Genomic DNA, 23945 nt, shown 5'->3' on the forward strand with positions numbered 1-23945 from the left:
TCGATCAAATAAAAGTGACGAAGAAACGTCCATACGACGAAAGTCGGCACCGGGTGCCATGGATATAGGCACCCGGTGCCGGGCAAATCGGGACATCTCGGCCGGTCAGGCGCGCGGGGCACACCCGAGGACGTGCCGCTTCACGAGCAGACCGATCTCCGGATCCTGATTGCGGAACGCCTGGACGAGGGCTTCGTGCTCCTCGGCGTAGGACTTCTGGACGGTTCCCAGCCAACGGATGGACAGGGCCGTGAACACCTCGATGCCCAGGCTCTCCCAGGTGTGCAGCAGCACGCTGTTCCCGGCAGCCCGCACCATCTCCCGGTGGAAGCCCACCGTGTGCCGCACCTGCGCCGTACCGTCCTCGCTGCGGTCGGCGTCCCACAGGGCCGCCACGTGCGGCTCCAGCGCCGAGCAGTCGGCCGCCAGCCGGGGCGCCGCCAACTCGGCGGCGATCTGCTCCAGGCCGGCCCGGACCGGGTAGATCTCCTCCAGGTCCGCCGCCGACAGGTTCCGTACGCGCACGCCCTTGTTCGGCGCCGACTCGATCAGCCGCAGCGTCTCCAGCTCGCGCAGGGCCTCGCGCACCGGAGTCTGGCTGACCTCCAGCTCCACGGCGATCCGGCGCTCGACGATCCGCTCGCCGGGCTTCCAACGCCCGCTGACGATCCCCTCCACGATGTGCTCGCGGATCTGCTCGCGCAGCGAGTGCACGACGGGTGGGGTGATCATCTGGGCTTCATCTCCTGATGGGTGTGCAGGGACGCGCGGGGTCTGATGCGTAGACAATACGGCCGTCGTGGCCTGCTGCGATGCGTTCCCGCCGGGTGACCCTTGGTGAGGCTCGTTACAAACGACGGCGCCCCCACCCGGACGGATCCGGGCGGGGGCGCCGTACACGGCAGCTCGCGCTGCGCGTGGGGCCTTACAGGCCGAGCTCGACCTCGAACTCGCCGGCTTCCAGGATGGCCTTGACGGCCGAGAGGTACCGGGCCGCGTCCGCGCCGTCCACCAGGCGGTGGTCGTAGGACAGGGTCAGGTACGTCATGTCACGGATGCCGATGTTCGTGCCCTCGGCGGTCTCGATGACCACCGGGCGCTTGACCGTGGCACCGATGCCCAGGATGGCGACCTGGTTCGGCGGCACGATGACCGTGTCGAACAGGGCACCGCGCGAACCGGTGTTGCTGATGGTGAAGGTCGCGCCCGACAGCTCGTCCGGCGTGATCTTGTTGCCGCGGACCTTGGAGGCCAGGTCGGCGGTCGCCTTGGAGATGCCCGCCAGGTTGAGGTCGCCCGCACCCTTGATGACCGGGGTCATCAGGCCCTTCTCGGAGTCGACGGCGATGCCGATGTTCTCCGAGTCGAAGTAGGTGATGGTGCCCTCGTCCTCGTTGATCCGGGCGTTGACGACCGCGTGGGCCTTCAGCGCCTGGGCAGCGGCCTTGACGAAGAACGGCATCGGGGACAGCTTGACGCCCTCGCGGGCGAGGAAGCCGGCCTTGGCCTTCTCGCGCAGCTTCATGATCTTGGTGATGTCCACCTCGACCACGGAGCTGAGCTGCGCCTGCGAGTGCAGGGCCTTCATCATGTTGTCGCCGATGACCTTGCGCATGCGGGTCATCTTGACCGTCTGACCGCGCAGCTCGGAGACCGCGGCGGCCGGGGCCTTGGCGGCCGGAGCGGCAGCGGCCGGCGCCGGGGCGGCGGCAGCGGCCTTGGCGGCCTCGGCGGCGGCCAGGACGTCCTGCTTGCGGATACGGCCACCGACACCGGTGCCCGCGACCGTGGACAGGTTGACGCCGGACTCCGAGGCGAGCTTGCGCACCAGCGGGGTCACGTACGCGCCTTCGTCACCGGCGGAAACCGGGGCGGAGGGAGCGGCCGGGGCGGCAACCGGGGTGACCGGAGCGGCCTGGGCGACCGGAGCGGCAACGGGCGCCGGAGCGGCGACCGGGGCCGGGGCGACCGGAGCCGGAGCGGCAACGGGAGCCGGGGCAGCCACGGGGGCGGCGACCGGAGCCGGAGCAGCGGCGGCCGGGGCGGCGGCCGGAGCCGCACCCGCGACGCCGATGACGGCCAGACGGGCACCGACCTCGGCGGTCTCGTCCTCGCCGACCAGGATCTCCAGCAGCGTGCCGGAGACCGGCGCGGGGATCTCGGTGTCGACCTTGTCCGTGGAGACCTCGAGCAGCGGCTCGTCGGCCTCGACGGACTCGCCGACCTGCTTCAGCCAGCGGGTGACGGTGCCCTCGGTGACGGACTCGCCCAGGGCGGGGAGCACGACATCGGTGCCGGACGCTGCCGGGGCGGCGGCCGGAGCCTCGGCGACCGGGGCGGGGGCCGCGGGGGCCGCGGGGGCCTCCACGACCGGAGCCGGAGCAGCGGTGACCGGCTCGGCGGCCGGAGCCGCAGCAGCGGCCGGGGCGCCGGAACCGTCGTCGATGACGGCCAGCTCGGCGCCGACCTCGACGGTCTCGTCCTCGGCGACCTTGATGGACGCCAGGATGCCGGACACGGGGGACGGGATTTCGGTGTCGACCTTGTCGGTCGAGACCTCGAGCAGCGGCTCGTCGGCCTCGACGCGCTCGCCCTCGGCCTTCAGCCAACGGGTGACAGTGCCCTCAGTGACGCTCTCACCGAGCGCCGGAAGGGTTACGGAAACCGACATGGTTTCTGTTGCTCCTAACGAAAGTGCGGAAGTGGTCGTCGCGCCCGTGACGATTAGTCGTGTGCGTGCAGCGGCTTGCCGGCCAGCGCGAGGTGGGCCTCGCCCATGGCCTCGTTCTGGGTCGGGTGCGCGTGGATGAGCTGCGCGACCTCGGCCGGCAGAGCTTCCCAGTTGTAGATCAGCTGGGCTTCGCCGACCTGCTCGCCCATCCGGTCACCGACCATGTGGACGCCGACCACGGCACCGTCCTTGACCTGGACGAGCTTGATCTCGCCCGAGGTCTTGAGGATCTTGCTCTTGCCGTTGCCCGCAAGGTTGTACTTCAGCGCCACGACCTTGTCCGCGCCGTAGATCTCCTTGGCCTTGGCCTCGGTGATGCCGACGGAAGCGACCTCGGGGTGGCAGTAGGTGACGCGCGGGACACCGTCGTAGTCGATCGGGACGGCCTTCAGGCCGGCCAGACGCTCCGCGACCAGGATGCCCTCGGCGAAGCCGACGTGCGCGAGCTGGAGGGTCGGGACGAGGTCACCGACCGCCGAGATGGTGGGCACGTTGGTCTGCATGTACTCGTCGACGAGGACGTAGCCGCGGTCCATCGCGACGCCCTGCTCCTCGTAGCCCAGGCCCTGCGAGACCGGACCGCGGCCGACGGCGACCAGCAGCACCTCGGCCTCGAAGGTCTTGCCGTCGGCCAGCGTGACGCGCACGCCGTTCTCGGTGTACTCGGCCTTGTCGAAGAAGGTGCCGAGGTTGAACTTGATGCCGCGCTTGCGGAACGCGCGCTCCAGCAGCTTCGAGCTGTTCTCGTCCTCGACGGGCACGAGGTGCTTGAGGCCCTCGATGACCGTGACCTCGGAACCGAAGGACTTCCACGCCGAGGCGAACTCGACGCCGATGACGCCGCCGCCCAGCACGATCGCCGACTCGGGAACGCGGTCCAGGACCAGCGCGTGGTCCGAGGAGATGATGCGGTTGCCGTCGATCTCCAGGCCCGGCAGGGACTTCGGCACGGAGCCGGTCGCCAGCAGGACGTGGCGGCCCTGGATGCGGCGGCCGTCCACGTCGACGGAAGTCGGGGAGGAGAGGCGGCCCTCACCCTCGATGTACGTCACCTTGCGCGAGGCCACGAGACCCTGCAGGCCCTTGTACAGGCCCGAGATGATCTCGTCCTTGTACTTGTGGACACCCGCGATGTCGATGCCCTCGAAGGTGGTCTTCACGCCGAACTGGGCGGCTTCGCGCGCCTGGTCCGCGATCTCGCCCGCGTGCAGCAGAGCCTTCGTGGGGATGCAGCCGTTGTGCAGGCAGGTGCCGCCGAGCTTGTTCTTCTCGATCAGGGCAACGTCCAGACCCAGCTGGGATGCGCGCAGCGCCGCGGCGTAACCGCCACTGCCACCGCCGAGGATCACTAGGTCGAAAACGGTGCTGGCGTCGTTCGCCACGTCACGTCCTCCATGCATGTGCGCCGGGCACCGGTCCTCTGTGACCGGGCGGCGGCTGGTATACGGCCGCTGTTTCTTCGGCCCTGTGGTGGGGGCCCTGTCCTGCCGAGAACCCATCTTCGCATTTGTCGCGGGAACGCGGGACGCCGGGCCCGTGATGTAGGAGGTCGTTCTGTCCGAACCAGGGGTTACCGCGGCGTAGAAACCTACGGATTTCGTTGTGAGTGAACACACCCCGGGCCTTGACCGAAAGTCGATCAAGGCCCGGGGTGCTACGCGTCACACGAAGAGGGTCGACACCGAGTGGGTCAGCCCAGGTCGCCGGTGGCCGTGCGCTCCGCCAGCCGCACCAGGGTGCGCACGGCCGAGCCGGTGCCGCCCTTGGGGGTGTAGCCGTACGGCGCGCCCTCGTGGAAGGCCGGGCCCGCGATGTCGAGGTGGGCCCAGGTGATGCCCTCGCCGACGAACTCCTGCAGGAAGAGGCCGGCCAGCAGGCCGCCGCCCGCGCGCTCGCCCATGTTCGCGATGTCGGCGGTGGGGGAGTCGAAGGTCTTGCGCAGCTCCGGGGGCATCGGCATCGGCCACGAGGCCTCGCCGACCTCCTCGGCGATCTCGTGGATCGAGGTGCGGAAGGAGTCGTCGTTGCCCATGACCGCGAAGGTGCGGTTGCCCAGGGCCAGCACCATGGCGCCGGTCAGGGTGGCGACGTCGACGATCGCGTCCGGGTTCTCCTCGGAGGCCCGGGTCAGCGCGTCACCGAGGACCAGGCGGCCCTCGGCGTCCGTGTTGAGGACCTCGACGGTCTTGCCGCTGTACATGCGCAGCACGTCACCGGGCTTGGTGGCGGAGCCGGACGGCATGTTCTCGGCGAGCGCGAGCCAGCCGGTGACGTTGACCTGGAGGCCCAGCTTCGCGGCCGCGACGACGGAGGCGAAGACGGCGGCGGCGCCGGCCATGTCGCACTTCATCGTCTCGTTGTGGCCGGCCGGCTTCAGGGAGATGCCGCCCGAGTCGTAGGTGATGCCCTTGCCGACGAAGGCCAGGGTCTTCTCCGCCTTCGGGTGGGTGTAGGAGAGCTTCACCAGGCGCGGCGGGTTCTCGGAGCCCTTGCCGACGCCCATGATGCCGCCGTAGCCGCCCTTGACCAGCGCCTTCTCGTCCAGCACCTGGACCTTGATGCCGTTCTCCTTCGCGGTCGCGGTCGCGACGGCGGCGAAGGCCTCCGGGGTGAGGTCGTTCGGCGGGGTGTTGACCAGGTCACGGGCCACGTTGACCTCGGTCGCGACGGCCGTGGCGCGCTCGGCGGCGGCCTTGTGGTCCTTGTCGCGCGGCTTGGCGCCCAGCAGGGCGACCTCGGCCAGCGGCAGCTTCGGCCCGCCGTTCTTGGCACCCTTCTTCTCGCCGCCCTGGTACGCGGTGAACGCGTACGCGCCCAGCAGCGCGCCCTCGGCTACGGCGGTGACGGCCGAGGCGTCGTCCAGGGGGAGGGCGAAGCCGGCCTTCTTGCTGCCGTGCAGCGCGCGGGCGGCGGCACCGGCGGCGCGGCGCAGAACTTCCTCGTCGAACGATTCGTCCTTCTCGGGGACGGAGCCGAGCCCCACCGCCAGCACGACCGGGACCTTGAGGCCCGCGGGCGCCGGCAGCTTGGTGGTCTCGCCTTCGGCGCCCGTGGCGCCGAGCGCGTCGAGCACGTCGGCGAGCTTTCCGTCGTACGCCTTGTCCACGGCCTCGGCTCCGGCGGCCACGATCGGGCCCTTGGGGCCCTTCGCCACGCCGACCACGAGGGCGTCGGCGCGCAGCGTCGCAGCGCCGGCAGTGCTGAGAGTCAGAGCAGTCACGGTGGTGAAGTCTCGCTTCCGTTTGTGTGTGTGGGCCGAGTGGGTGGACGGCCATCCGCAGCGATCGTATTCCGGCCCGAGGGCCACCAGAAATGAGCCTACGCGCACGGACTCGTCCGTACGCCACTCGAAGGTTTGGCAGATTGTTCGATCAACGGGTCATCAGGTTCACCCATCTGTGGACTCTGCTCCAGGTTTGCCTCGTAGACCTAACGAGGTCCGAGAGACTCGGTCCACTCTCGCAAGGGGACGTGGGGTTCCTTTGCATGATTTCCACAGCGCCTTCCCGGCCCGGCCATCCGCCAAGGGCCGCCGTCGAGGGATGCCTGCGGGGGGAAAGGCCGAAATGGTCAATAGGAATCGGATGAACAGGGCCGCCGCCATGATGGTGGCCGCGGTGCTGGTGTCCGTGGCAGTGCCCGCCGCGACCGCTCAGGCGGCCACGGCTCCGCGCATCGACCTGAAGGTGCTGGTCGTCGACGACGGCGGCAGCTCGGTCGGCGCGATCACCGCGGAACTCCGCGACACCGGAGTTCCGTACACCCGGATCGAACTGGGGAGCGCGAGCCGGCCGGTCATCAACGCCGCCTTCCTCAGCGATACGGTCGACGGCCGCCCGCGCGCCAAGTACCAGGGGGTGGTCCTGCCGAACGAGAACCCGTTCGGCGAGGGCTCGGCGGAGATGGCGGCGCTCGGCGCGTACGAGACGGCGTACGGGATCCGCCAGGTCGACGCCTACACCTGGGCCCACCCCGGCGTCGGCCTCGAGTACACCGACAACGGCGGCTACAGCGGCCAGCTCGACGGCACCCGGGCCGCGGTCACCGCCGCCGGCAAGGCGGGGCCCTTCGCGTACCTCGGCGGTCAGGTGACCTTCGAGGACAACTCGGCGCTCGTCCCGGAGAGCTACGGCTTCATGGGCAAGCCGCGCGCCGGCTACACCAGTTACCTCGACGCGCCCGTCGGCTCCGGCCGGGCCTCGCTCGTCGGCGAGTACGCCCACGACGGCCGCAGCGAACTCGTCGTCACCTTCGGCTACAACCAGCACCAGCAGCAGTTCCGGCTGCTCGCCCGCGGCATCGTCGAATGGCTCACCCAGGGGGTCCACCTCGGCCAGAGCCGCAACTACTTCGCGGTCCACGTCGACGACGTGTTCGCCCCGGACGCCCGCTGGAACAAGGAGCTCAACTGCACGCCCGGCGACTACGCCTGCGCGGGCGGCGAGGGCAAGGAGAGCACCATCCGGATGACCGCCGCGGACGCCGTGTACGCGGCGCAGTGGCAGACGTCGAAGAACTTCAAGCTCGACATGCTCTTCAACGGCGGCGCCGGCGAGGAGTGGAAGACGGAGAACGGCGGCACCGACGCCCTCACCGCGCAACTCGTCGCGGACCGGGCCAAGTACCGCTGGATGAACCACACCTACACGCACCCCTTCCTCGGCTGCGTCCAGGACACCAGCACCGTGCCCTGGTCCTGCGTCAAGGACGCCTCGGGCGCCGTCAAGTACATGAGCCGCGCCGAGATCTCCGCGCAGATCCGCGACAACAACAACTGGGCCGCCTCCAAGGGCATCGCCATCGACCGCACCGAGATCGTCACCGGCGAGCACTCGGGCCTCAGGACCAACCCGCAGCAGCCCCAGGACAACCCCAACCTGGCCGGCGCCTTCGCCGACAACGGCGTCAAGTGGGCGGGCAGCGACAACTCCCGCGAACCCGCGCAGCGGGCGGTCGGCGCGGCACTGACCGTGCCCCGCCACCCCATGAACGTGTACTACAACACGGGCACCAACGCGGAGATGGCCGACGAGTACAACTGGATCTACGCCGGCCGCGCCGACGGCGGCAGCGGCATCTGCGAGGACAACCCGGCGACCTCCACCTGCCTGCCGGCGGCCCTCGACGTCAACACCGGCTACCTGGACTACATCGTCCCCCAGGAGGCCCGTACCGCCCTGCGCCACGTGCTGGCGAACGACCCGCGCCCGCACTACGTCCACCAGTCCAACCTCGCCGAGGACCGCACCCTCTACCCGGTGCTCAACCAGGTCCTCGACACCTACCGCACGCTCTACGCGCCCAGCGCGCCGATCGTCAACCAGAGCATGAAGGACACCGGGGTCGAGCTCGGCCGCCGCGCCGCCTGGGACAGTGCCCTGGCCGCCGGAAAGGTCACCGCCTACCGCATCGGCACCACCGTCACCGTCAAGGCGCCCGCCGGGGTCCTCGCCCCGGTCACCGCCCCCACCGGCACCAAAAAGCAACTGCTGCTCGGCACCACCGACTTCGGCACCGCCTACGCGGGCACCCGCTCCACCTGGAGCGGGCCGGAGCTGCTCCAGAACGCCGTCACCCTGCGCCTGCCCAGCTGACCGCAGCCGCACGCACGTCGTAAGCCGTCACGAGTACCACCGCAGGGCCTGTCTTTCGGATCAGGCCGGGCCCGCAGCGCCTGGCACCGCGCCTCGCCGCGTTGTCCTCAGTCGTCGATGTCCCCCAGCTACCGCTGGGAGGCGCCCCCACCGCATGGACTCCTTCGTCCGCCTTGCGATGCACGGCGCCAGACGCCACGGGCTGATCCGACCTGATCCGAAAGACAAGCCCTGGCCGGCGCTCCGCGAACCACGGACGCCGGCCCCTTTTCCGTCCTGGGGGGACACACCGCATGAGCCATGGGCGTCATGTCACCATGCTCACCGAAGGCACCTACCCGCACGTCCACGGGGGCGTCAGCACCTGGTGCGACCAACTGGTACGCGGGATGCCGGAGGTCGACTTCAACGTCATAGCCCTGACCGGCTCCGGACGAGAGCCGGTCACCTGGGAACTGCCGCGCAACGTCTACCGGCACACCGCCTTCCCGCTCTGGGGGCCGCCGCCCGCCCGCAGCCGCCGCTCGGCCCTGCGCGGCAAGGCCCACCGCCGCTTCACCGAGGTGTACGAAACCTTCCTGCTGTCCCTGCTCGAACCCGCGGCCGGCCCCGCCGACGACCGCTTCTCCGGGGCCCTGCGCGAACTGGCCCTCCTCGCCCGGGCCGGCAAACTCGCCCCCGCCCTGCGCTCCGAGTCCGTCCTGCGGCTCCTGATGGACCTGTGGACCCGGCCGGCCATGGCCACCGCCGAAGCCGCCCCCACCATCCACGACGCGCTCACCGCCACCGACCTGCTGGAGCACGCGCTGCGCCCGCTCGCCGTGCGGATCCCGCCCGACAGCGTCGCGCACGCCGTCAGCAGCGGCCTCGCCACCCTCCCGGCGCTCGCCGCCAAACGCCTCGACGGGGTCCCCTTCCTCCTCACCGAGCACGGCATCTACCTGCGCGAGCGCTACCTCGGCTACCGCACCGCCGAACAGCGCTGGCCCGTCAAGTCCCTCATGCTCGGCTTCTACCGCGAGCTCAACACCGAGGGCTACCGGCAGGCCGACCTGATCACCCCCTGCAACCAGTACAACCGCCGCTGGGAGGAGCGCGGGGGCGCCGACGCCGAGCGCATCCGCACCGTCTACAACGGCGTCGACCCGCACCTCTTCCCCGACGCCGGCCCCGAACCCGAGGTGCCCACCCTCAGCTGGTGCGGCCGCATCGACCCGATCAAGGACCTCGAAACCCTGATCCGGGCCTACGCGTTCATGCGCGAGGAGCTGCCGGCCCTGCGGCTGCGCCTCTTCGGACCGGTCCCGGCGGGCTGCGAGGAGTACCGGCTCCGCCTGGAGAAACTCGCCGCCGAACTGGGCGTCAGCGACGGGATCACCTTCGAGGGCCGCATCGAGCAGGTCGCCCTGGCCTACGCGGCCGGCTCCGTCGTCATGCTGTCCAGCATCAGCGAGGGCTTCCCCTTCAGCATCATCGAGGCCATGTCCTGCGGCCGCACCACCGTCTCCACCGACGTCGGCGGGGTGCGCGAGGCCGTCGGGGACACCGGGCTCGTCGTCCCGCCCCGCGAGCCCGAGACCATGGCCCGCGCCACCCTCGCCCTGCTCCGCGACGACGAACGCCGCGCCGAGCTGGGCCGGATGTCGCGCAAGCGGGTGGTGGAGAAGTTCACCCTCCACCAGTCCGTGGACGGCTTCCGGCACATCTACCGGGAACTCGCCGGCCCGCCCGTCGCACCCGTCGACGCGACCGACACCTGGACCCAGCGGCTCGCCGACCCCTGGTACCGCGAACTCGCCGCCGACGGGAGCCTGTGGTGAGCGGATCCCTCTGGCTGAAACCCCCGTGGCCCGAGCGCCCTGCGGGCCCGGGCGCGGCCCACACGACCGGCGGCCACGACTTCCCCGACGGGGCCCGGCCGTCCCCCGGCTCCGCAGGTTCCGGCGGAGCCGGGGGCGCGGGCTCCGCCGCGTCGGGTGGTGGCCCGGCGGGCGGCGGTTCCGCCGGCCCGGCCGGGCCCGGCGGCACCGCGGGCGCGGGCTCCGCCGCGTCCGGCGGCGGCCCGCAGGGGAGCGGCCCCGGCTCCGGCCGCCGTCCGGGGGCCACGGACACCCTGCCCGCCATCCCGCGGCCGCGCCGGGAAGGACCGTGGGCGGCCGACCCCCTGGACGAACTCGCCTCCCGGCTGGACGGCCTCGTCGCGGCGGCCGTGCACCCCGACGAGATCGCCGCCGTCCTCGAATCCGACGGCATGACCGACGAGTACATCCGCCTCACCTACGGCCGCCACGACTCCTTCGCCCTCGCCGAGGAGCTCTACGCCCGGGTGCCCCGCGCCTTCCCGGAGCCCCGGAGCACCCCCGACCCCTGGACGGTCTCCCTCACGGCCTGCCTGCTCCGCGGGGTGATCTTCGCCCTGCCCGGGCTCGCCTACATCCTCGGCGCGCCCCTCCTCGACGGCCCGCCGGACCGACTCGGCCTGCCCGCCGGGACCCTGCCCCTGGTCGCCGGGGCACTCATCGGCTGGGTCTGGGACCAGACCCTGTCCCACCGCGCCTACTCCTGGCTCGGCCTCGGCGACCGGGCCGCCGCCGGGCGGACCCTGCTCGTCGGCGCCCCCGCCGGGTCCCTGCTCGGCACGGCCGCCGCGTTCGCCGTGCCCGGCGGGCCGCCGTTCTCGTACGCCTTCGCCGCCGGACAGGCCGTCTACGTCGGGGCCGCCACCGTCCTGCTCGTCCTCGGCCGGGAGCGGGTGCTGCTCGCCGCGCTCGGCCCGATGGCCGCGGGGGCGCTGCTCGCGCTCTTCGTCGACCTGCCCGTGCCGGTCCGCGTGACCCTGCTCGTGGTGTCCCTGCTGGCCGCCTGCACCCTGGCCGTACGGGAACTGCCGCTGGTCGAGGGCGTACGGGCGGGCGCCCGCCGGATCCGGGGCTGGGCGCGGCGAAGCCCCGGCGAGGGCCCCGTGCGCTGGCAGATGCTGCGCGGCGCCGAGGAGGAGTACGGGCCGCGCGGGCCCCGGCTCGCGGACTCCGTCCCGTACGGGGTCTTCGGCCTCGGCACCGGCCTGCTCGTGCTGTACGCCGCCCTCGGCGAGGTGCTCGCCGGCGGGCCCGCCGAAGCGGTGGCCGCCCCCTCGGCGGTGGCCCTCACCCTCAGCATGGGCCCCGCCGAATGGCTGCTCCACCGCTTCCGCAGCGGCAGCCTGGCCGGGCTCCGGGCCGCCCGCTCGGCCGGGGCGTTCCGGCAGCGGATGCTGACCACCCTGGCCGGCTGCCTCGCCACCTACCTGACGGTGCTCCTCGCCCTCGGGCTCGGCGGAACCCTGCTCTGGCCCGGCGCCCCCGCACTCACCGGGCTCCGCGCCGGCACCCTGCTGCTGCTCGGCGCCGTGATGTGGACGGGGCTGCTCCTGCAGTCCTTCGGCGCGGTCCGGCCCGCCGCCGTGGTCTGCGCCTCGGCCGCCGTCGCGCAGAGCCTGGCCCTGCTGACCGGGCTGGGCCAGCCCCGGCTCGTACAACTGGCGGTGGCCGCCACGGCGGCGGCCGTACTGGCGACCTTGGTCTGCCTGCTGCTCGGCCGGGCGACGGCCCACCGATGACGGCGCCGATGACGGATGACCCGGGCGACGCGTACGACCCGTACGACCCGTACGAGAAGAAGGACTCCATGCTGCTGGTGCCCCTGTACGAGCACCCCGCCGACCGGCCCGAGGACTGGGAGCGGCTCATCCGCTGCGCGGGCCGGCTGCACTCCGTGGTGCTCAACCCCGACAGCGGACCGGGCGCCGCCCCCGACGAGCGGTTCGCCCGCGTCGCCGAGCGGCTGCGCGAGGCCGGGGTGCCCGTCCTCGGGTACGTCGACACCGACTACGGGCGGCGCCCGCACGCCGCCGTGGTGCGGGACCTGCTGCGCCACCGCGACTGGTACGCCACCGACGGGGCCTTCCTCGACCAGGCCTGCGCCGCCCCCGAGCGGTTGCCGCACTACGGCCGGCTCGCCGTCGCGGCCAGGGCGGCGGGAGCCCGCACGCTCGTCCTGAACCACGGAGTCCACCCGGACCCCGGCTACGCCGAACTCGCCGACCTCCTCGTCACCTTCGAGGGCCCCTGGGACGCCTACCGCGACGCGGCCGCCGCCCCGGCGTGGACCGCGGACCACCCCGCCCAGCGGTTCTGCCACCTCGTCTACGCCGTCCCGCCGGGGGCGCCCACCGCCGAACTCGCGGCGCAGCGCGGGGCCGGGGTGCACTGCGCGGTCCCGGGATCGGGCTCGCACCCGTGGGGGACCCTGCCGTACGCGCTGGAGCCGACCGGATGAGACGCCCCCGTATCCGCACCCTGCTGGTGGTCACCCTCCTGCTGCTGGCGGGCTGTACGTCGGCGCCCGAGGAGGAGGAGCCGGGCCCGTCCTGGCCCGACCAGGCCCCGGGGGAGCGGTGGCAGCCCCGCCCGGGGACCGGCTGGCAATGGCAGCTCACCGGGAAGCTCGACACCTCGGTGAAGGCGCCGGTGTACGACGTGGACGGGTTCACCACCACCAAGGAGCAGGTCGCCGCGCTGAAGAAGGCCGGCCGCAAGACCATCTGCTACCTCTCCACGGGAGCCTGGGAGGACTTCCGGCCGGACGCGGACCGCTTCCCGGAGTCGATGCGGGGCCGGAGCAACGGCTGGGAGGGCGAACGCTGGCTGGACATCCGTCGGCTGGCGGAGCTGGAACCGCTGATCGCCGCGCGGTTCGACATGTGCCGGGAGAAGGGCTTCGACGCGGTGGAGCCGGACAACATGGACGCCTACCGCAACACCTCGGGCTTCCCGCTCACGGCGGACGACCAGCTGCGGTACAACCGGCTGATCGCGAAGCTGGCGCACGACCGGGGGCTGGCGGTGGGGTTGAAGAACGACCTCGACCAGATCCCGGAGCTGGTGGGTGACTTCGACTTCGCGGTGAACGAACAGTGCGCGGAGTTCTCGGAGTGCGAGCGGCTGACTCCCTTCGTGGAGGCGGGCAAGGCGGTGTTCCACGTGGAGTACGAGCTGCCGACGAACCGCTTCTGCAAGGCCTCGCGCGAGCTGAAGCTGAGCTCCCTGCAGAAGCGCTACGACCTGGACGCGTGGCGCCGCCCCTGTTGATGCCCGGCCGCCCCGCCGCTGTCGGGGGCGCTGCCCCCGAACCCCCGCGCCTCAAACGCCGGCGAGGCTGGATTGCCCGCAGGGCAATTTCAGCCCGTCCGGCGTTCGAGGACCGGGTCCGGGCAGAGCCCTGGGGGCACCTCCCAGCGGTAGCTGGGGGAGGAACGGTGGAAGGGCGGGTAGGGGACAGGCTCCGCGCAGCGGCGGGAAGGGGCGTCGGCGCAGCCGGTCAGGCCGGGAGGATGGCGTGGACGCGGTAGCCGCCGCCGAAGCGGGGGCCGGCGAAGCAGGAGCCGCCCAGGGCCGTGGCCCGTTCCCGCATGCCGAGCAGCCCGTGCCCACCGCCGGGCTCCGCGTCGGGGGCATCCGTACCGCCGTCGTCGAGGACGGTGACCTCCACCGACGCCCCGACCCGCACCACGCTGACCTCCGCCCGCGCCCCCGGCCCCGCGTGCTTGCGGACGTTCGTCAGCGCCTCCTGGATCACCCGGTACGCCGCCAGGTCCACGGCCGCCGCCAGTGGCTCGCGCCCCAGCTCGATGATGACCCGTACCGGCAGCCCGGCGTGCCGGAAGGTGTCGGCGAGTTCGTCGAGGACGGCCAGCCCGGGCGCCGGCTCCGTCGGTGCCTCCGGGTCGCCGGACTGCCTCAGCAGCCCCACCGTGGCCCGCAGCTCGTTCAGCGCGGAGCGACTGGCGTCCCGTACGTGCGCGAGGGCCTCCTTCGCCTGGTCCGGCCGCTTGTCCATGACGTGCGCCGCCACCCCCGCCTGCACGTTGACCAGCGCGATGTGGTGCGCCACCACGTCGTGCAGGTCCCGCGCGATCCGCAGCCGTTCCTCGGCGACCCGCCGCCGGGCCTCCTCCTCGCGGGTCCGCTCGGCGCGCTCGGCGCGTTCCCGGATGGCGTCGACGAAGGCCCGCCGGCTGCGCACCGCGTCGCCGGCGGCCGCGGCCATCCCGGTCCAGGCGAAGATGCCGAGGTTCTCCTGCGCGTACCAGGGCAGCGGCCCGGCCAGCATGGCCACGCCGGTCAGCCCGGCCATCGTCAGCAGTCCGATCCGCCAGGTCGTGGGCCGGTCGGTGAGGGCCGCCACCGTGTACAGGGCGATGACGGTGCACATCGCGACGGGCGCCCGCGGCTCCCCGGTGGTGAGTTCCAGCAGCGAGAGCCCGCAGGTGACGGCGAGCACCGCGCGCGGCTGCCGGCGCCGGAACACCAGGGCGGCCGCGCCGAGCAGCATCAGCACCAGCGAGAACGGCTCGGGGGTGCGGGTCCCGAAAGTGGGCCCGTGCGGCCCGTGCGGGTCGGCGAAGGATCCGACGACCATGGCGACGAACGCCCCGAAGGCCAGCACGGCATCGGTGGCCAGCGGGTGGGCCCGCATCCACTGCCGGGTGGCCGCGAGGGGCCCGAGGTCTGTCGTCACGGTAGGACACGGTACGTCCTGAGCCGCCCGGGCCCCTACGCCGGCGTCGGCGCAGCTCCGGACCCCTACGGTGGCGGGCGCCGGGCCGGCGCCGTGCGGGAGCGGGAGGGGGCCGGCCCCCACGTGGCGCGGACCACGCACAGGGCCATGACCGCGGCGATGGCCGCCAGGTGCTCCTTGCCCGCCAGGTTGTTCTTGATCAGCACCTCGCCGATCATCACGAGGATCACCAGGGCCGCGGTCACGTACGCCCGGTAGCGCCAGCAGACGTAGATCGCGAGCCCCACCACCGCGGCCGAGGGCCCGGTGTCGTTGACGATCCGGTCGGACACCGGCAGGCCGAAGGGGTGGTCGGGGCCGAGCGCGAGCCCGATCCGCGCGTACGTGGTCCCGGCGAGCGTGGCCACGTAACCGATCACCAGCGTGCGCCACCAGCCGATGCAGATCTCCGAGATCCCGAAGACGATCAGGATCTGCGCGAGCGCCCCCCACACCGGCAGGTCCAGGGCCGGGACGAACAGCGACAGCGGGGTCCGCAGCAGGGCCGGCCACAGCGGGTCGACGGCTTTCACAGAGCCGAGGTTCTGGACGGGCTGGAAGCCCCAGGAGGTGTTCTGCGCGATCTGGAAGACGGAGGTCAGGGCGACGGCGCCGAGCGTCATCGGGATCGCCCGCCACTTGTCGTGGACGAGCGCGTCCCGGACGGTCCCGAGCAGGGGCCCCCACTCACGGCTCGCGAACTGCCGGAGCGAGGAGGTGCTCAGCGCTGTCAACGGCGGGTCTCCAGGTGTCTGCGGTGCAGCCACTTCGGAAGGCCTGGGGCCTCCAGGAAGCCCTCGGCCCGGCCTGCGGCGATGCCGATCCGCAGCAGGTCCGAACTCTTCTCGAAGAGCATGAACCGTGGTTCCCAGATGGGCCGGTATTTGGCGTTGGCCCGGTAGAGGGACTCGATCTGCCACCAGCGGGAGAAGAAGCTCAGCAGGGAGCGCCACATCCGCAGCACCGGACCGGCGCCGAGGCGGGAGCCGCGCTCGAAGACGGAGCGGAACATGGCGAAGTTCAGCGAGACCTGGGTGACCCCGATCTCCTTGGAACGTTCCAGGAGTTCGATGACCATGAACTCCATCAGGCCGTTCTCGGAGTCCCGGTCGCGGCGCATCAGGTCCAGCGACAGGCCCTTGGGCCCCCACGGCACGAAGGACAGCACGGCCCGCAGATCGCCGTTGCCGTCGGTGCACTCCAGCATCACGCACTGGCCGTCGGCGGGATCGCCCAGTCGGCCCAGCGCCATGGAGAAGCCGCGCTCGGTCGCGCCGTCGCGCCAGTCGTCGGCGCGGCGCAGCAGCTCGTCCATCTCGTCGGCGGGGATGTCGGCGTGGCGGCGGATGCGGACGGTGTACCCGGCCCGCTTGACCCGGTTGTAGGCCTGGCGGACGGTGCGCATGGCGCGGCCCTCCAGGGTGAACTCGCCCGTTTCGACGATGGCCTCGTCGCCGAGCTCCAGGGCGTCGAGGCCGTGCCGGGCGTAGATCTGCCCGGCTTCCTCGCTCGCTCCCATCACGGCCGGCACCCAGCCGTGTTCGCGTGCCTCGGCCAGCCAGGGTTCGATGGCGCCGGGCCAGGCCTCGGGGTCGCCGATGGGGTCGCCGGAGGCGAGGGAGACCCCGCCGACGACACGGTAGGTGACCGCGGCCTTGCCGGTGGGGGACCAGGTGACGGACTTCTCGCGGCGCAGCGCGAAGTACCCCAGGGAGTCCCGGTCGCCCTGCCGGGCGAGGAGTGCGCGCAGCCGCTCCTCGTCCTCCTCGGTGAGCGGGTCGACGGCGCGGCGCGAGCGGAACGCGGCGAACAGCACGGCGACCAGCAGCAGCATGGACATGACGTTGATGAAGACGTCGACCCAGCCCGGGGTGCTGATCATGTGGGTGATCTTGGCTTGCGGCTCCAGGGTGATCAGCCGCATCACGCCGTACTGCCAGCGGTCCCAGAAGGTGGCCTCGCCGCTCTGCGGGGCGGTGTTGGTCGCCCCGACGAGCAGGGCCGCGACCAGCGAGGTGGCCAGCAGCCCGAAGGCGGCGACGGCACTGGCGAGCGCCGGGTTGGAGCGGTCGCCCTTGGCGTAGAACTCGCGGCGGCCCAGCAGCAGGGCGCCGACGAAGAGCGCGGTCACCGTGAGGGAGACCCAGTTCTGGGCGTGCTCGCGGATCTCCTCGTACTGGTACAAGGCCTGCGCGAGCAGCAGGGCCAGGAGGCCGCTGAGCCCGAGGTTGAGGATCCAGGAGGCGCGTTTGCGGCGGCCGAGGGTGACGGCGAGCAGCAGCGTGAAGAGCCCGGAGGCGAAGCCCGCCGTGAGCATGTACGGGGTGTAGAAGTCGTCGGTGTTGTGGTTGCGCAGGTCCTGCCCGAGCGAAACCCACACCGCGCTCAGGAAGTTGACGAAGGCGATCGTCCGCAGGTACCAGATCGCGAACGCCGCCCCGCGCCGTGAGCGCGTGTTCCCCCTGTCGGATCCCTTGTCGCCTGCCTTGTCGGATCCCCTGTCGGTTCCCCTGCCGGCGGGATCGCCGCCGGTCTCTTTCCTGCCGGATGACGGACCGTTCGCCGGTACGGCGCCGCGGTCGGTCTCTGCGCTGGTCAAACGGACCTCTCCCATAAAAACCGATCATATGGGGCGTTACCGTCCAAAAGTGGGCGGCTCCGGGGTCGCGGCCTGGTCAGGACCGCGAACCCCGGCGGCTCATTCCGTCGGCTCCTGCGCCGCCCGCTCAGGGAGCTCCGCCGCGAGGGCGGCGGCGGCCTGGACGAGGGGCAGAGCCAGCAAAGCCCCGGTACCTTCGCCCACAGTGACGCCGTGGTCGAGCAGAGGGTTGAGCGCCATCCGGTCCAGGGCCTTCGCCTGGCCCGGCTCGCCGCTCGCCTGACCGGCCAGCCACCAGTCGGGAGCCCGGAACGCGGCCCGCTGGGCCACCAGCCCGCAGGCCGCCGAGACGACTCCGTCGAGGATGACCGGCGTACGCCGGACCGCGCACTGGAGCAGGAAACCGGTGATGGCGGCTAGGTCGGCGCCGCCGACCGCCGCGAGCAGCGCGACCTGGTCGCCGAGGACCGGGCGGGCCCGGCGCAGGGAGTCGCGGATCGCCGCGCACTTGCGCATCCAGGCCAGGTCGTCGATGGGCAGCCCGCCGCGACCGGTGACCACGGAGGCGTCCGTACCGCACAGCGCCGCGACGAGGGTGGCGGCGACCGTGGTCCCGCCGACGCTCAGGTCCCCGAGCACGACCAGATCCGTACCGGAGTCGGCCTCCTCGTCGGCGATCCGCATCCCGAGACGCAGCGCCGCCTCGGCCTCCTCGGCCGTCAGCGCGTCCTCCACGTCGATCCGGCCGCTGCCGCGCCGCACCCGGTGGCGGACCACGTCCTCGGGCAGCAGCTCCGGGTCGCAGTCGAGCCCCGCGTCGACGATCCGGACGCCGGCCCCGAGCCGGCCGGCCAGGACGGCGATCGGGCTGGTCCCGTCGAGCACGCCCCGCACCAGCTCGTGGGCGGTGCCGGCGGCCCGGGCGGAGACCCCCTCGGAGGCGATCCCATGGTCGGCGGCAAACAGCACCACGCGCGGGCGCTCGATCGGCTTGACCGGCACCTGCCCCTGCGCGGCGGCCAGCCACTCGGCGAGCTCGTCGAGCCGGCCCAGCGCGCCGGGCGGCACGGCGAGGCGCTCACGGCGTTCCTCGGCATCACGCCGGACGCCCCCGTCGGGGCGCTCGATCAGATCGGAGAAGTCGTCGAGATTCAGCGTGCTCATCTGCCAGAGAGTACAGCCGGTGAGGCTCTCCCTCAGGTCCCGTCCCGGGTCCGGTCCGGGGGCCGCTGCGGCCTTCCCGGCCGCAGCGCTCCGAGGTGCACCCCGAGCAGCACCAGCGGGGCGCCCAGCAGCAGACCCGCCGTCAACTCCTCGTCGTCCAGCAGGCCGGAGAGCACGATCGTCACCACCGGGATGACGACGAACACGTACGCCGCGCGCGAGGCGCCCCAGCGGCGCACCACCACCAGATAGAGGACGAAGGTCAGCACCGACCCGGCCACCACCAGGTACCCCAGCGCCCACCAGGTCGCCGGCCGCTCCGGCAGCCGCCAGGTGTCCCCGGCGGCGAACGAGCCGGCGAGCAGCAGCGCAGCCGCGGTGCTCATGCCGACCGCGTTCATCGTCACCGGATGGACCGGGGGCAGCCGGTGCACGAGCACGGTCGCCTCGGCGAAGGACAGCACGGCGCCCAGCATCGCCAGCAGCGACAGCACCGGCACCCCGCCCTGCAGCGGCGCGTGCGAGGCCAGCGCCACCCCGGCGGCCGCCACGAGGGTGCCCGCCAGCGCGGGCCCGCGGAAGGGCTCCTGACGCTGCGCCACCACCAGCAGCAGCGCGACCAGCGGAACCAGGGCCAGCAGGGTCTGGCCCAGCCCGGCCTGGACCCGTACGAGCGCGTAGTAGGCCAGCGCGAAGGTCACCCCGAAGTTGAGCACCCCGTAGAGCACCGCCCCGGCCAGCGCCCGCCCGCGGGGCATCGGCAGGCGCATCACGGCCATCACGGCGAGGAGCACCACGGCCGCCGCGCCGAAGCGCACCGCGGCGCCCCACAGCGGGTCCAGCTCGCGGTTGCTGAACCGGACCCCGACCGCGTTGCCGCCGCCGAACAGACAGCACGCGGCGAAGGCTGCGAGCCCGGCCCGCTCGGCGGTCGTCCTCGACGCGTCCACGGGATCACCCCGCCCGTTTTCCGGCTAGTTCTTGAGCACGATCGCCTGGCCGGCGACGACGAGCAGTACGTGCTCGCACTCGCCCGCGACGGTGGCGTTCAGCCGGCCCAGCTCGTCGCGGAAACGGCGGCCCGAAGCGGTCGCGGGGACCACGCCCCCACCCACCTCGTTGCTGACCAGCACCACCCGGCGACGGGTCGCGCGGACCGCCGCCACCAGCTCCGCGGTCCGCTCGCGCAGGTCCTTCTGCCCGGTCGCGGCCCAGACCGCGTCGTCCCAGGCACCGGCCCGGTCCATCGCGTCGGTGAGCCAGAGCGCCAGGCAGTCGACGAGCAGCGGAGCGCCGGGCTCCGCGAGCAGCGGCGCGAGTTCGCACGTCTCCAGCGTGCGCCAGCTGCCCGGCCGGCGCTCGCGGTGCAGCCCGACCCGCTGGGCCCACTCCGCGTCCCCGTCCCGGGTGCCGCCGGTGGCCACGTAGACCACCTCGGGGAAGGACTCCAGCCGTCGCTCGGCCTCCAGGGACTTGCCGGAGCGGGCCCCGCCCAGCACCAGGGTCCGGCGCGGCAGGTCCGGCACCGAGTGGTACTCCCCGACGATCACGGTGGTCCCGTCCCGCACGGCCCGGGCCCCGGCGGCCGCGCACCTGCGCTCCAGCTCCGGGCCCGGCGGGGTGTCGTGGTCCAGGTGGACGGCGATCACGTCCGTGGCCGGGCCCACCGCACCGCTCGCCCGCAGCCGGGCCAGGGCCTCGGGCCGGCCCAGCACGTCGGCGAGCACCATGTCGTACGGCCGCTGGCCCCGCTTCCCGTTCGTCCCCGCGGGCGCCCCGCCGGGCGGCAGGTACAGCAGCCGGCCGCCGTCCGGGCCCGTCACCTCGTACCCGGTGCCCGGCGCGTCCATCGGCACCGCCCGCACCCGGTGCCCCGAGATCACCGACAGCTCCCGCCCGTCCGGCACCCGCCCCGCTGCGGGCAGCCCGGGCGGCAGCTCGACGGCGGGCCCGTCGTGCGGGTGGGTCAGCAGGACCTGCCGTACGCCGGCCAGCGAATGCCCGGCCCGGGCACCGGCCAGCACCGCCCCGGGGGTCAGGTCGAGCAGCAGCGCCCCGTCGACGAGTACGGCCGTGGCGGCCCGGGAGCGGGTGCCTACGGATACCGCGCAGGTCGCGCAGGGGCAGCCGGGGCGGGGCAGGCCCTGGGGTGTGCCGGTGCCGAGCAGAGTGAGTTCCACAGGATGATCCTCCCGCGTCGCCGAGACTGGTGCGCGCCCGGTTACTCTGCGGGCACACTCAAGGACAGACGGACGAGCAACGGAGGCGGACATGGCGTGGACGTGGCGGTTCGAGAAGGCCGACGGCACGGAGACGGCCCCGGCCGTGGTGCCGGAGGAGTTCACCACGCAGGGGGACGCGGAGTCCTGGATCGGTGAGGTCTGGAAGGAGCTGCTGGAAGGCGGCGCCGAGCAGGTGAAACTGTCGGACGACAACGGCGTGCAGCTCTACACGATGAGCCTGCGCGAAGCCCTTGACGCGTAGCGTCTGACCCCGAGCACTCTCAGCCCCTCCGGCGTTTGAGGAGTGGGGTTCCCCCCGGACGGAGTCTGGTGGGGGCACCTCCCAGCGGTAGCTGGGGGGAGGGTCCGGGGCGGAGCCCCGGTTCGGGAAGGGGCGGGGTGGGGGGAGGCTCCGCGCAGCGGCCCCGCCCCGCGCCGCCCGGCACCTGGCGGGTTCCGCCGTGGCCGTGCGCGCGCCGGGGCGTCTCCTCGGGCGTCGAACGGTTCCAGGGGTCGGTGGGCCGAGCGGGGTTGCGTTCGACGCCCTGCGGGGACCCCCCGACACACACCCGACCCCGCCGGAGCGGGCAGCTATCCCCGGACGCCGCAGAGGTGGAGGAGGGCCGCCACGCCCCGGTAGGGGTCGGTGCGGCCCGCGCGGTCCTCGGCGGAGAGGAGACGTTCAAGCTCTTCGTCCGGCGGCAGGCTCTCGCCCGCCTCGGTGCCGTCGGTGAAGACGCGTACCCCGTACCAGGAGTGGAGGGGCGCCCCGATGCCGGAGAGGGTGGCCGTCAGGCCGGCGAGGCGGTCGGCGCGGACGTCCAGGCCGAGGCGGTTCGTGTAGTCGGTGCTGTCGAAGGCGGCCAGCGCGCCCTTCCAGTCGCCGTCCAGCCCCGGCCGCATGGCGAGCGCGTCGCCGTTGCGCACGAGGAGGGAGAGGAGGCCTCCGGGGGCGAGCATGCGGGCCAGCCCGGCGAGCATGGCGTCCGGCTCGGGCACGTACATCAGCACCCCGTGGCACAGCACCACGTCGAAGCTGCCCGGCAGGAAGTGCGCGCCGGTCTCGCGGCCGTCGCCCTCCATGAGCCGGACCCGGTCCTGGATTCCGGCGGGCTCCTGCCGGAGTGCTTCGCGGGCGACGGCGAGCATGCCGGGGTCCTGCTCCAGGCCGGTCACCTTGTGTCCGGCGCGGGCGAGGCGCAGGGCCTGCGTGCCCTGGCCCATGCCCACGTCGAGGACGCGCAGCCGCTGCCCGACCGGGAAGCGCTGCGCGATCTGTTCGTCGACCTGCCGGCCCACGAGTTCCTGGCGGACGGCATTGCGCAGTCCGCCCAGGCCCTCCAGCCAGAGCCGGGCGCCCTCGGAAAATCCGCTCAGGGCCGTTCCCCGCGCTTGACCTGGGGCTTCGGCAGGCGGAGCCGGCGCATCTGGAGCGTGCGCATGAGCCCGTACGCGACGGCGCCGCGGCGCGGCTCGTTCGCGAAGCGCTCGTTCAGCACCTTGCGCAGGCGGAACACCAGGCCGATGGAGTCGACGATGATCAGGGCGATCACGCCGAGCCACAGCAGCAGGGCGATGTTCTGGATCGCAGGCTGACGGACCATGCTCAGCACCAGGATGATCACTGCCAGGGGCAGGAACATCTCGGCGACCGAGAAGCGGGAGTCCACGTAGTCGCGGACGAACCTGCGGACGGGGCCCTTGTCACGTGCGGGCAGGTAACGCTCGTCGCCACTGGCCAGCGCTTCGCGCTGCTTGGCCATTTCCACGCGACGGCGCTCACGGGCTCGCTTGGCATCCTCCTTGCGGTTGCCGGTCGAGGCCACCACGGCCTTGCGCTGCGACTGGGCCACAGCACGCTTCGGCGTAGGGCGGCCCTTCGGGGCCTGCGGGTCACGGGGCTGCGAGAGGTCGGCGCTCACCTTGTCGGTGGCGGCGGCCTTCTCTTCCTTGGAGGAGCGGCTACCAAACACAAACCCAACCCTACGTGGTCGAGCGCATGGGCCCCACCCCGGCGGGGAACGATCCGGCAACGGCGGGCGTCTTCCCCAGTACGGGGCTCGTCGGAGGCCCGTCGGGGGCACACCTACTCCTTACGCCTGATACGGCGGGGACGGAGTCGTCCTGGAGGAGGAGCGCATCCGTACTCGAACAGTGCGGTAATGGAGACAGGCCCCGTACTGTGGGTCTTGTTGGTGACCTGGAGCACAGTCCGTCTAGAAGGGGGCGCGCGAAGCCCATGAGCGGTGTCATGAAGCGTATGGGGATGATCTTCCGCGCGAAGGCGAACAAGGCCCTTGACCGGGCCGAGGACCCGCGCGAGACCCTCGACTACTCGTACCAGAAGCAGCTGGAGCTGCTTCAGAAGGTGCGTCGCGGTGTCGCCGACGTGGCGACGTCCCGCAAGCGGCTCGAACTGCAGCTGAACCAGTTGCAGGCGCAGTCCGCCAAGCTGGAGGACCAGGGCCGCAAGGCCCTCGCCCTCGGTCGCGAGGACCTGGCCCGCGAGGCCCTGTCCCGTCGCGCCTCGCTCCAGCAGCAGGTCAGCGACCTGGAGGTGCAGCACCAGACCCTGCAGGGCGAGGAGGAGAAGCTGACCCTCGCCTCCCAGCGCCTTCAGGCCAAGGTGGACGCCTTCCGGACAAAGAAGGAGACCATCAAGGCCACCTACACCGCGGCCCAGGCGCAGACCCGGATCGCGGAGTCCTTCTCCGGCATCTCCGAGGAGATGAGCGACGTCGGTCTGGCCATCCAGCGGGCCGAGGACAAGACCGCCCAGCTCCAGGCCCGCGCCGGCGCGATCGACGAGCTGCTGGCCTCCGGCGCGCTCGACGACCAGAGCGGGCTCGGCTCGAAGGACGACATCCAGGCCGAACTGGACCGCCTGTCGGGCGGTACGGACGTCGAGCTGGAGCTCCAGCGGATGAAGGCGGAGCTGGCGGGCGGCCCGTCCGCCCAGCAGCAGGCCATCGAGGGCGGCGCCCAGGGCACCGCCCAGCAGCCGCAGGGCCAGCACCGGTTCGACAAGCAGTAGGACG

Annotated in this window: 19 protein-coding genes; 7 read left to right on the forward strand and 12 right to left on the reverse strand. The window is 72.5% G+C overall.

What is annotated here, in order from left to right:
• Positions 1-105 precede the first annotated feature (105 nt).
• The 4 genes from OG625_RS27765 to OG625_RS27780 form a co-directional block, all read right to left on the reverse strand.
• The gene (locus tag OG625_RS27765) at positions 106-729 is read right to left on the reverse strand and encodes a GntR family transcriptional regulator (RefSeq protein ID WP_329391004.1); all 624 of its coding nucleotides are present in this window, start codon (positions 727-729) and stop codon (positions 106-108) included.
• Positions 730-925: 196 nt separating this feature from the next.
• On the reverse strand, positions 926-2671 hold the full coding sequence (gene sucB / locus OG625_RS27770) for a 2-oxoglutarate dehydrogenase, E2 component, dihydrolipoamide succinyltransferase (protein ID WP_329386425.1): 1746 nt from the start codon (positions 2669-2671) through the stop codon (positions 926-928).
• A gap of 53 nt (positions 2672-2724) precedes the next feature.
• Positions 2725-4113 carry a dihydrolipoyl dehydrogenase gene (gene lpdA / locus OG625_RS27775; protein WP_329386427.1) on the reverse strand — a complete coding sequence of 463 codons (1389 nt, stop codon included), beginning with the start codon at positions 4111-4113 and terminating at the stop codon, positions 2725-2727.
• Between the two features lie 308 nt (positions 4114-4421).
• On the reverse strand, positions 4422-5951 hold the full coding sequence (locus OG625_RS27780) for a leucyl aminopeptidase (protein ID WP_329386429.1): 1530 nt from the start codon (positions 5949-5951) through the stop codon (positions 4422-4424).
• 364 nt (positions 5952-6315) lie between these two features.
• Between OG625_RS27780 and OG625_RS27785 the strand changes: the two genes are divergently transcribed.
• The 5 genes from OG625_RS27785 (at position 6316) to OG625_RS27805 (ending at position 13454) form a co-directional block, all read left to right on the forward strand.
• On the forward strand, positions 6316-8325 hold the full coding sequence (locus OG625_RS27785) for a hypothetical protein (RefSeq protein ID WP_329386431.1): 2010 nt from the start codon (positions 6316-6318) through the stop codon (positions 8323-8325).
• 293 nt (positions 8326-8618) lie between these two features.
• Positions 8619-10145 carry a GT4 family glycosyltransferase PelF gene (gene pelF / locus OG625_RS27790; RefSeq protein ID WP_329386433.1) on the forward strand — a complete coding sequence of 509 codons (1527 nt, stop codon included), beginning with the start codon at positions 8619-8621 and terminating at the stop codon, positions 10143-10145.
• The gene (locus tag OG625_RS27795; protein ID WP_329386435.1) at positions 10142-11923 is read left to right on the forward strand and encodes a hypothetical protein; all 1782 of its coding nucleotides are present in this window, start codon (positions 10142-10144) and stop codon (positions 11921-11923) included. Before pelF ends, OG625_RS27795 begins: the two co-directional genes overlap by 4 nt.
• 68 nt (positions 11924-11991) lie before the next feature.
• Positions 11992-12642: a spherulation-specific family 4 protein gene (locus OG625_RS27800; protein WP_329391006.1), complete on the forward strand. Its 651-nt coding sequence runs from the start codon at positions 11992-11994 to the stop codon at positions 12640-12642.
• The gene (locus OG625_RS27805; RefSeq protein WP_329386437.1) at positions 12639-13454 is read left to right on the forward strand and encodes an endo alpha-1,4 polygalactosaminidase; all 816 of its coding nucleotides are present in this window, start codon (positions 12639-12641) and stop codon (positions 13452-13454) included. Before OG625_RS27800 ends, OG625_RS27805 begins: the two co-directional genes overlap by 4 nt.
• 229 nt (positions 13455-13683) lie before the next feature.
• On the opposite strand, the gene OG625_RS27810 is transcribed toward OG625_RS27805, so the two are convergent.
• The 6 genes from OG625_RS27810 to OG625_RS27835 form a co-directional block, all read right to left on the reverse strand.
• Entirely contained in the window at positions 13684-14841 is a 1158-nt protein-coding gene (locus OG625_RS27810) for a sensor histidine kinase (protein WP_329391008.1), read from the reverse strand.
• 107 nt (positions 14842-14948) lie between these two features.
• Positions 14949-15656 carry a hypothetical protein gene (locus tag OG625_RS27815; RefSeq protein ID WP_329386438.1) on the reverse strand — a complete coding sequence of 236 codons (708 nt, stop codon included), beginning with the start codon at positions 15654-15656 and terminating at the stop codon, positions 14949-14951.
• Entirely contained in the window at positions 15653-17536 is a 1884-nt protein-coding gene (locus OG625_RS27820; protein WP_329386440.1) for a phosphatidylglycerol lysyltransferase domain-containing protein, read from the reverse strand. The genes OG625_RS27815 and OG625_RS27820 overlap by 4 nt, the downstream gene beginning before the upstream one ends.
• 84 nt (positions 17537-17620) lie before the next feature.
• A complete protein-coding gene (gene cobT, locus OG625_RS27825) occupies positions 17621-18685 on the reverse strand; it encodes a nicotinate-nucleotide--dimethylbenzimidazole phosphoribosyltransferase (RefSeq protein WP_329386442.1) in 1065 nt (354 codons plus the stop codon).
• Positions 18686-18717: 32 nt separating this feature from the next.
• Positions 18718-19635, reverse strand: a complete 918-nt coding sequence (locus tag OG625_RS27830; protein WP_329386444.1) for a DMT family transporter — start codon at positions 19633-19635, stop codon at positions 18718-18720.
• A gap of 24 nt (positions 19636-19659) precedes the next feature.
• Positions 19660-20865, reverse strand: coding sequence for a bifunctional adenosylcobinamide kinase/adenosylcobinamide-phosphate guanylyltransferase (locus tag OG625_RS27835; RefSeq protein WP_329386446.1), 1206 nt, complete (start codon positions 20863-20865; stop codon positions 19660-19662).
• 91 nt (positions 20866-20956) lie between these two features.
• Here OG625_RS27835 and OG625_RS27840 point away from each other — a divergent pair, with 91 nt between their 5' ends.
• On the forward strand, positions 20957-21169 hold the full coding sequence (locus OG625_RS27840) for a hypothetical protein (RefSeq protein ID WP_329386448.1): 213 nt from the start codon (positions 20957-20959) through the stop codon (positions 21167-21169).
• A 329-nt stretch (positions 21170-21498) separates the two neighbouring features.
• Here OG625_RS27840 and OG625_RS27845 read toward each other — a convergent pair whose 3' ends face one another.
• Complete coding sequence (locus OG625_RS27845) at positions 21499-22206, reverse strand: class I SAM-dependent methyltransferase (RefSeq protein WP_329386450.1); 708 nt, start codon at positions 22204-22206, stop codon at positions 21499-21501.
• Between the two features lie 74 nt (positions 22207-22280).
• Positions 22281-22880, reverse strand: coding sequence for a DUF3043 domain-containing protein (locus OG625_RS27850; RefSeq protein WP_329386453.1), 600 nt, complete (start codon positions 22878-22880; stop codon positions 22281-22283).
• A 266-nt stretch (positions 22881-23146) separates the two neighbouring features.
• On the opposite strand from OG625_RS27850, the gene OG625_RS27855 reads away from it, so the two are divergent.
• The gene (locus tag OG625_RS27855) at positions 23147-23941 is read left to right on the forward strand and encodes a PspA/IM30 family protein (protein WP_329386455.1); all 795 of its coding nucleotides are present in this window, start codon (positions 23147-23149) and stop codon (positions 23939-23941) included.
• Positions 23942-23945: the final 4 nt, after the last annotated feature.

Source organism: Streptomyces sp. NBC_01351 (genome assembly GCF_036237315.1).
Lineage (GTDB): Bacteria > Actinomycetota > Actinomycetes > Streptomycetales > Streptomycetaceae > Streptomyces.

Bases quoted from the DNA above. Each gene is read 5' to 3' on its own strand.
- sucB (WP_329386425.1), bottom strand. From the start codon at position 2,671: ATGTCGGTTTCCGTAACCCTTCCGGCGCTCGGTGAGAGCGTCACTGAG.
- OG625_RS27785 (WP_329386431.1), top strand. From the start codon at position 6,316: ATGAACAGGGCCGCCGCCATGATGGTGGCCGCGGTGCTGGTGTCCGTG.
- pelF (WP_329386433.1), top strand. From the start codon at position 8,619: ATGAGCCATGGGCGTCATGTCACCATGCTCACCGAAGGCACCTACCCG.
- OG625_RS27800 (WP_329391006.1), top strand. From the start codon at position 11,992: ATGCTGCTGGTGCCCCTGTACGAGCACCCCGCCGACCGGCCCGAGGAC.
- OG625_RS27805 (WP_329386437.1), top strand. From the start codon at position 12,639: ATGAGACGCCCCCGTATCCGCACCCTGCTGGTGGTCACCCTCCTGCTG.
- OG625_RS27810 (WP_329391008.1), bottom strand. From the start codon at position 14,841: ATGCGGGCCCACCCGCTGGCCACCGATGCCGTGCTGGCCTTCGGGGCG.
- OG625_RS27820 (WP_329386440.1), bottom strand. From the start codon at position 17,536: ATGGGAGAGGTCCGTTTGACCAGCGCAGAGACCGACCGCGGCGCCGTA.
- cobT (WP_329386442.1), bottom strand. From the start codon at position 18,685: ATGAGCACGCTGAATCTCGACGACTTCTCCGATCTGATCGAGCGCCCC.
- OG625_RS27840 (WP_329386448.1), top strand. From the start codon at position 20,957: ATGGCGTGGACGTGGCGGTTCGAGAAGGCCGACGGCACGGAGACGGCC.
- OG625_RS27855 (WP_329386455.1), top strand. From the start codon at position 23,147: ATGAGCGGTGTCATGAAGCGTATGGGGATGATCTTCCGCGCGAAGGCG.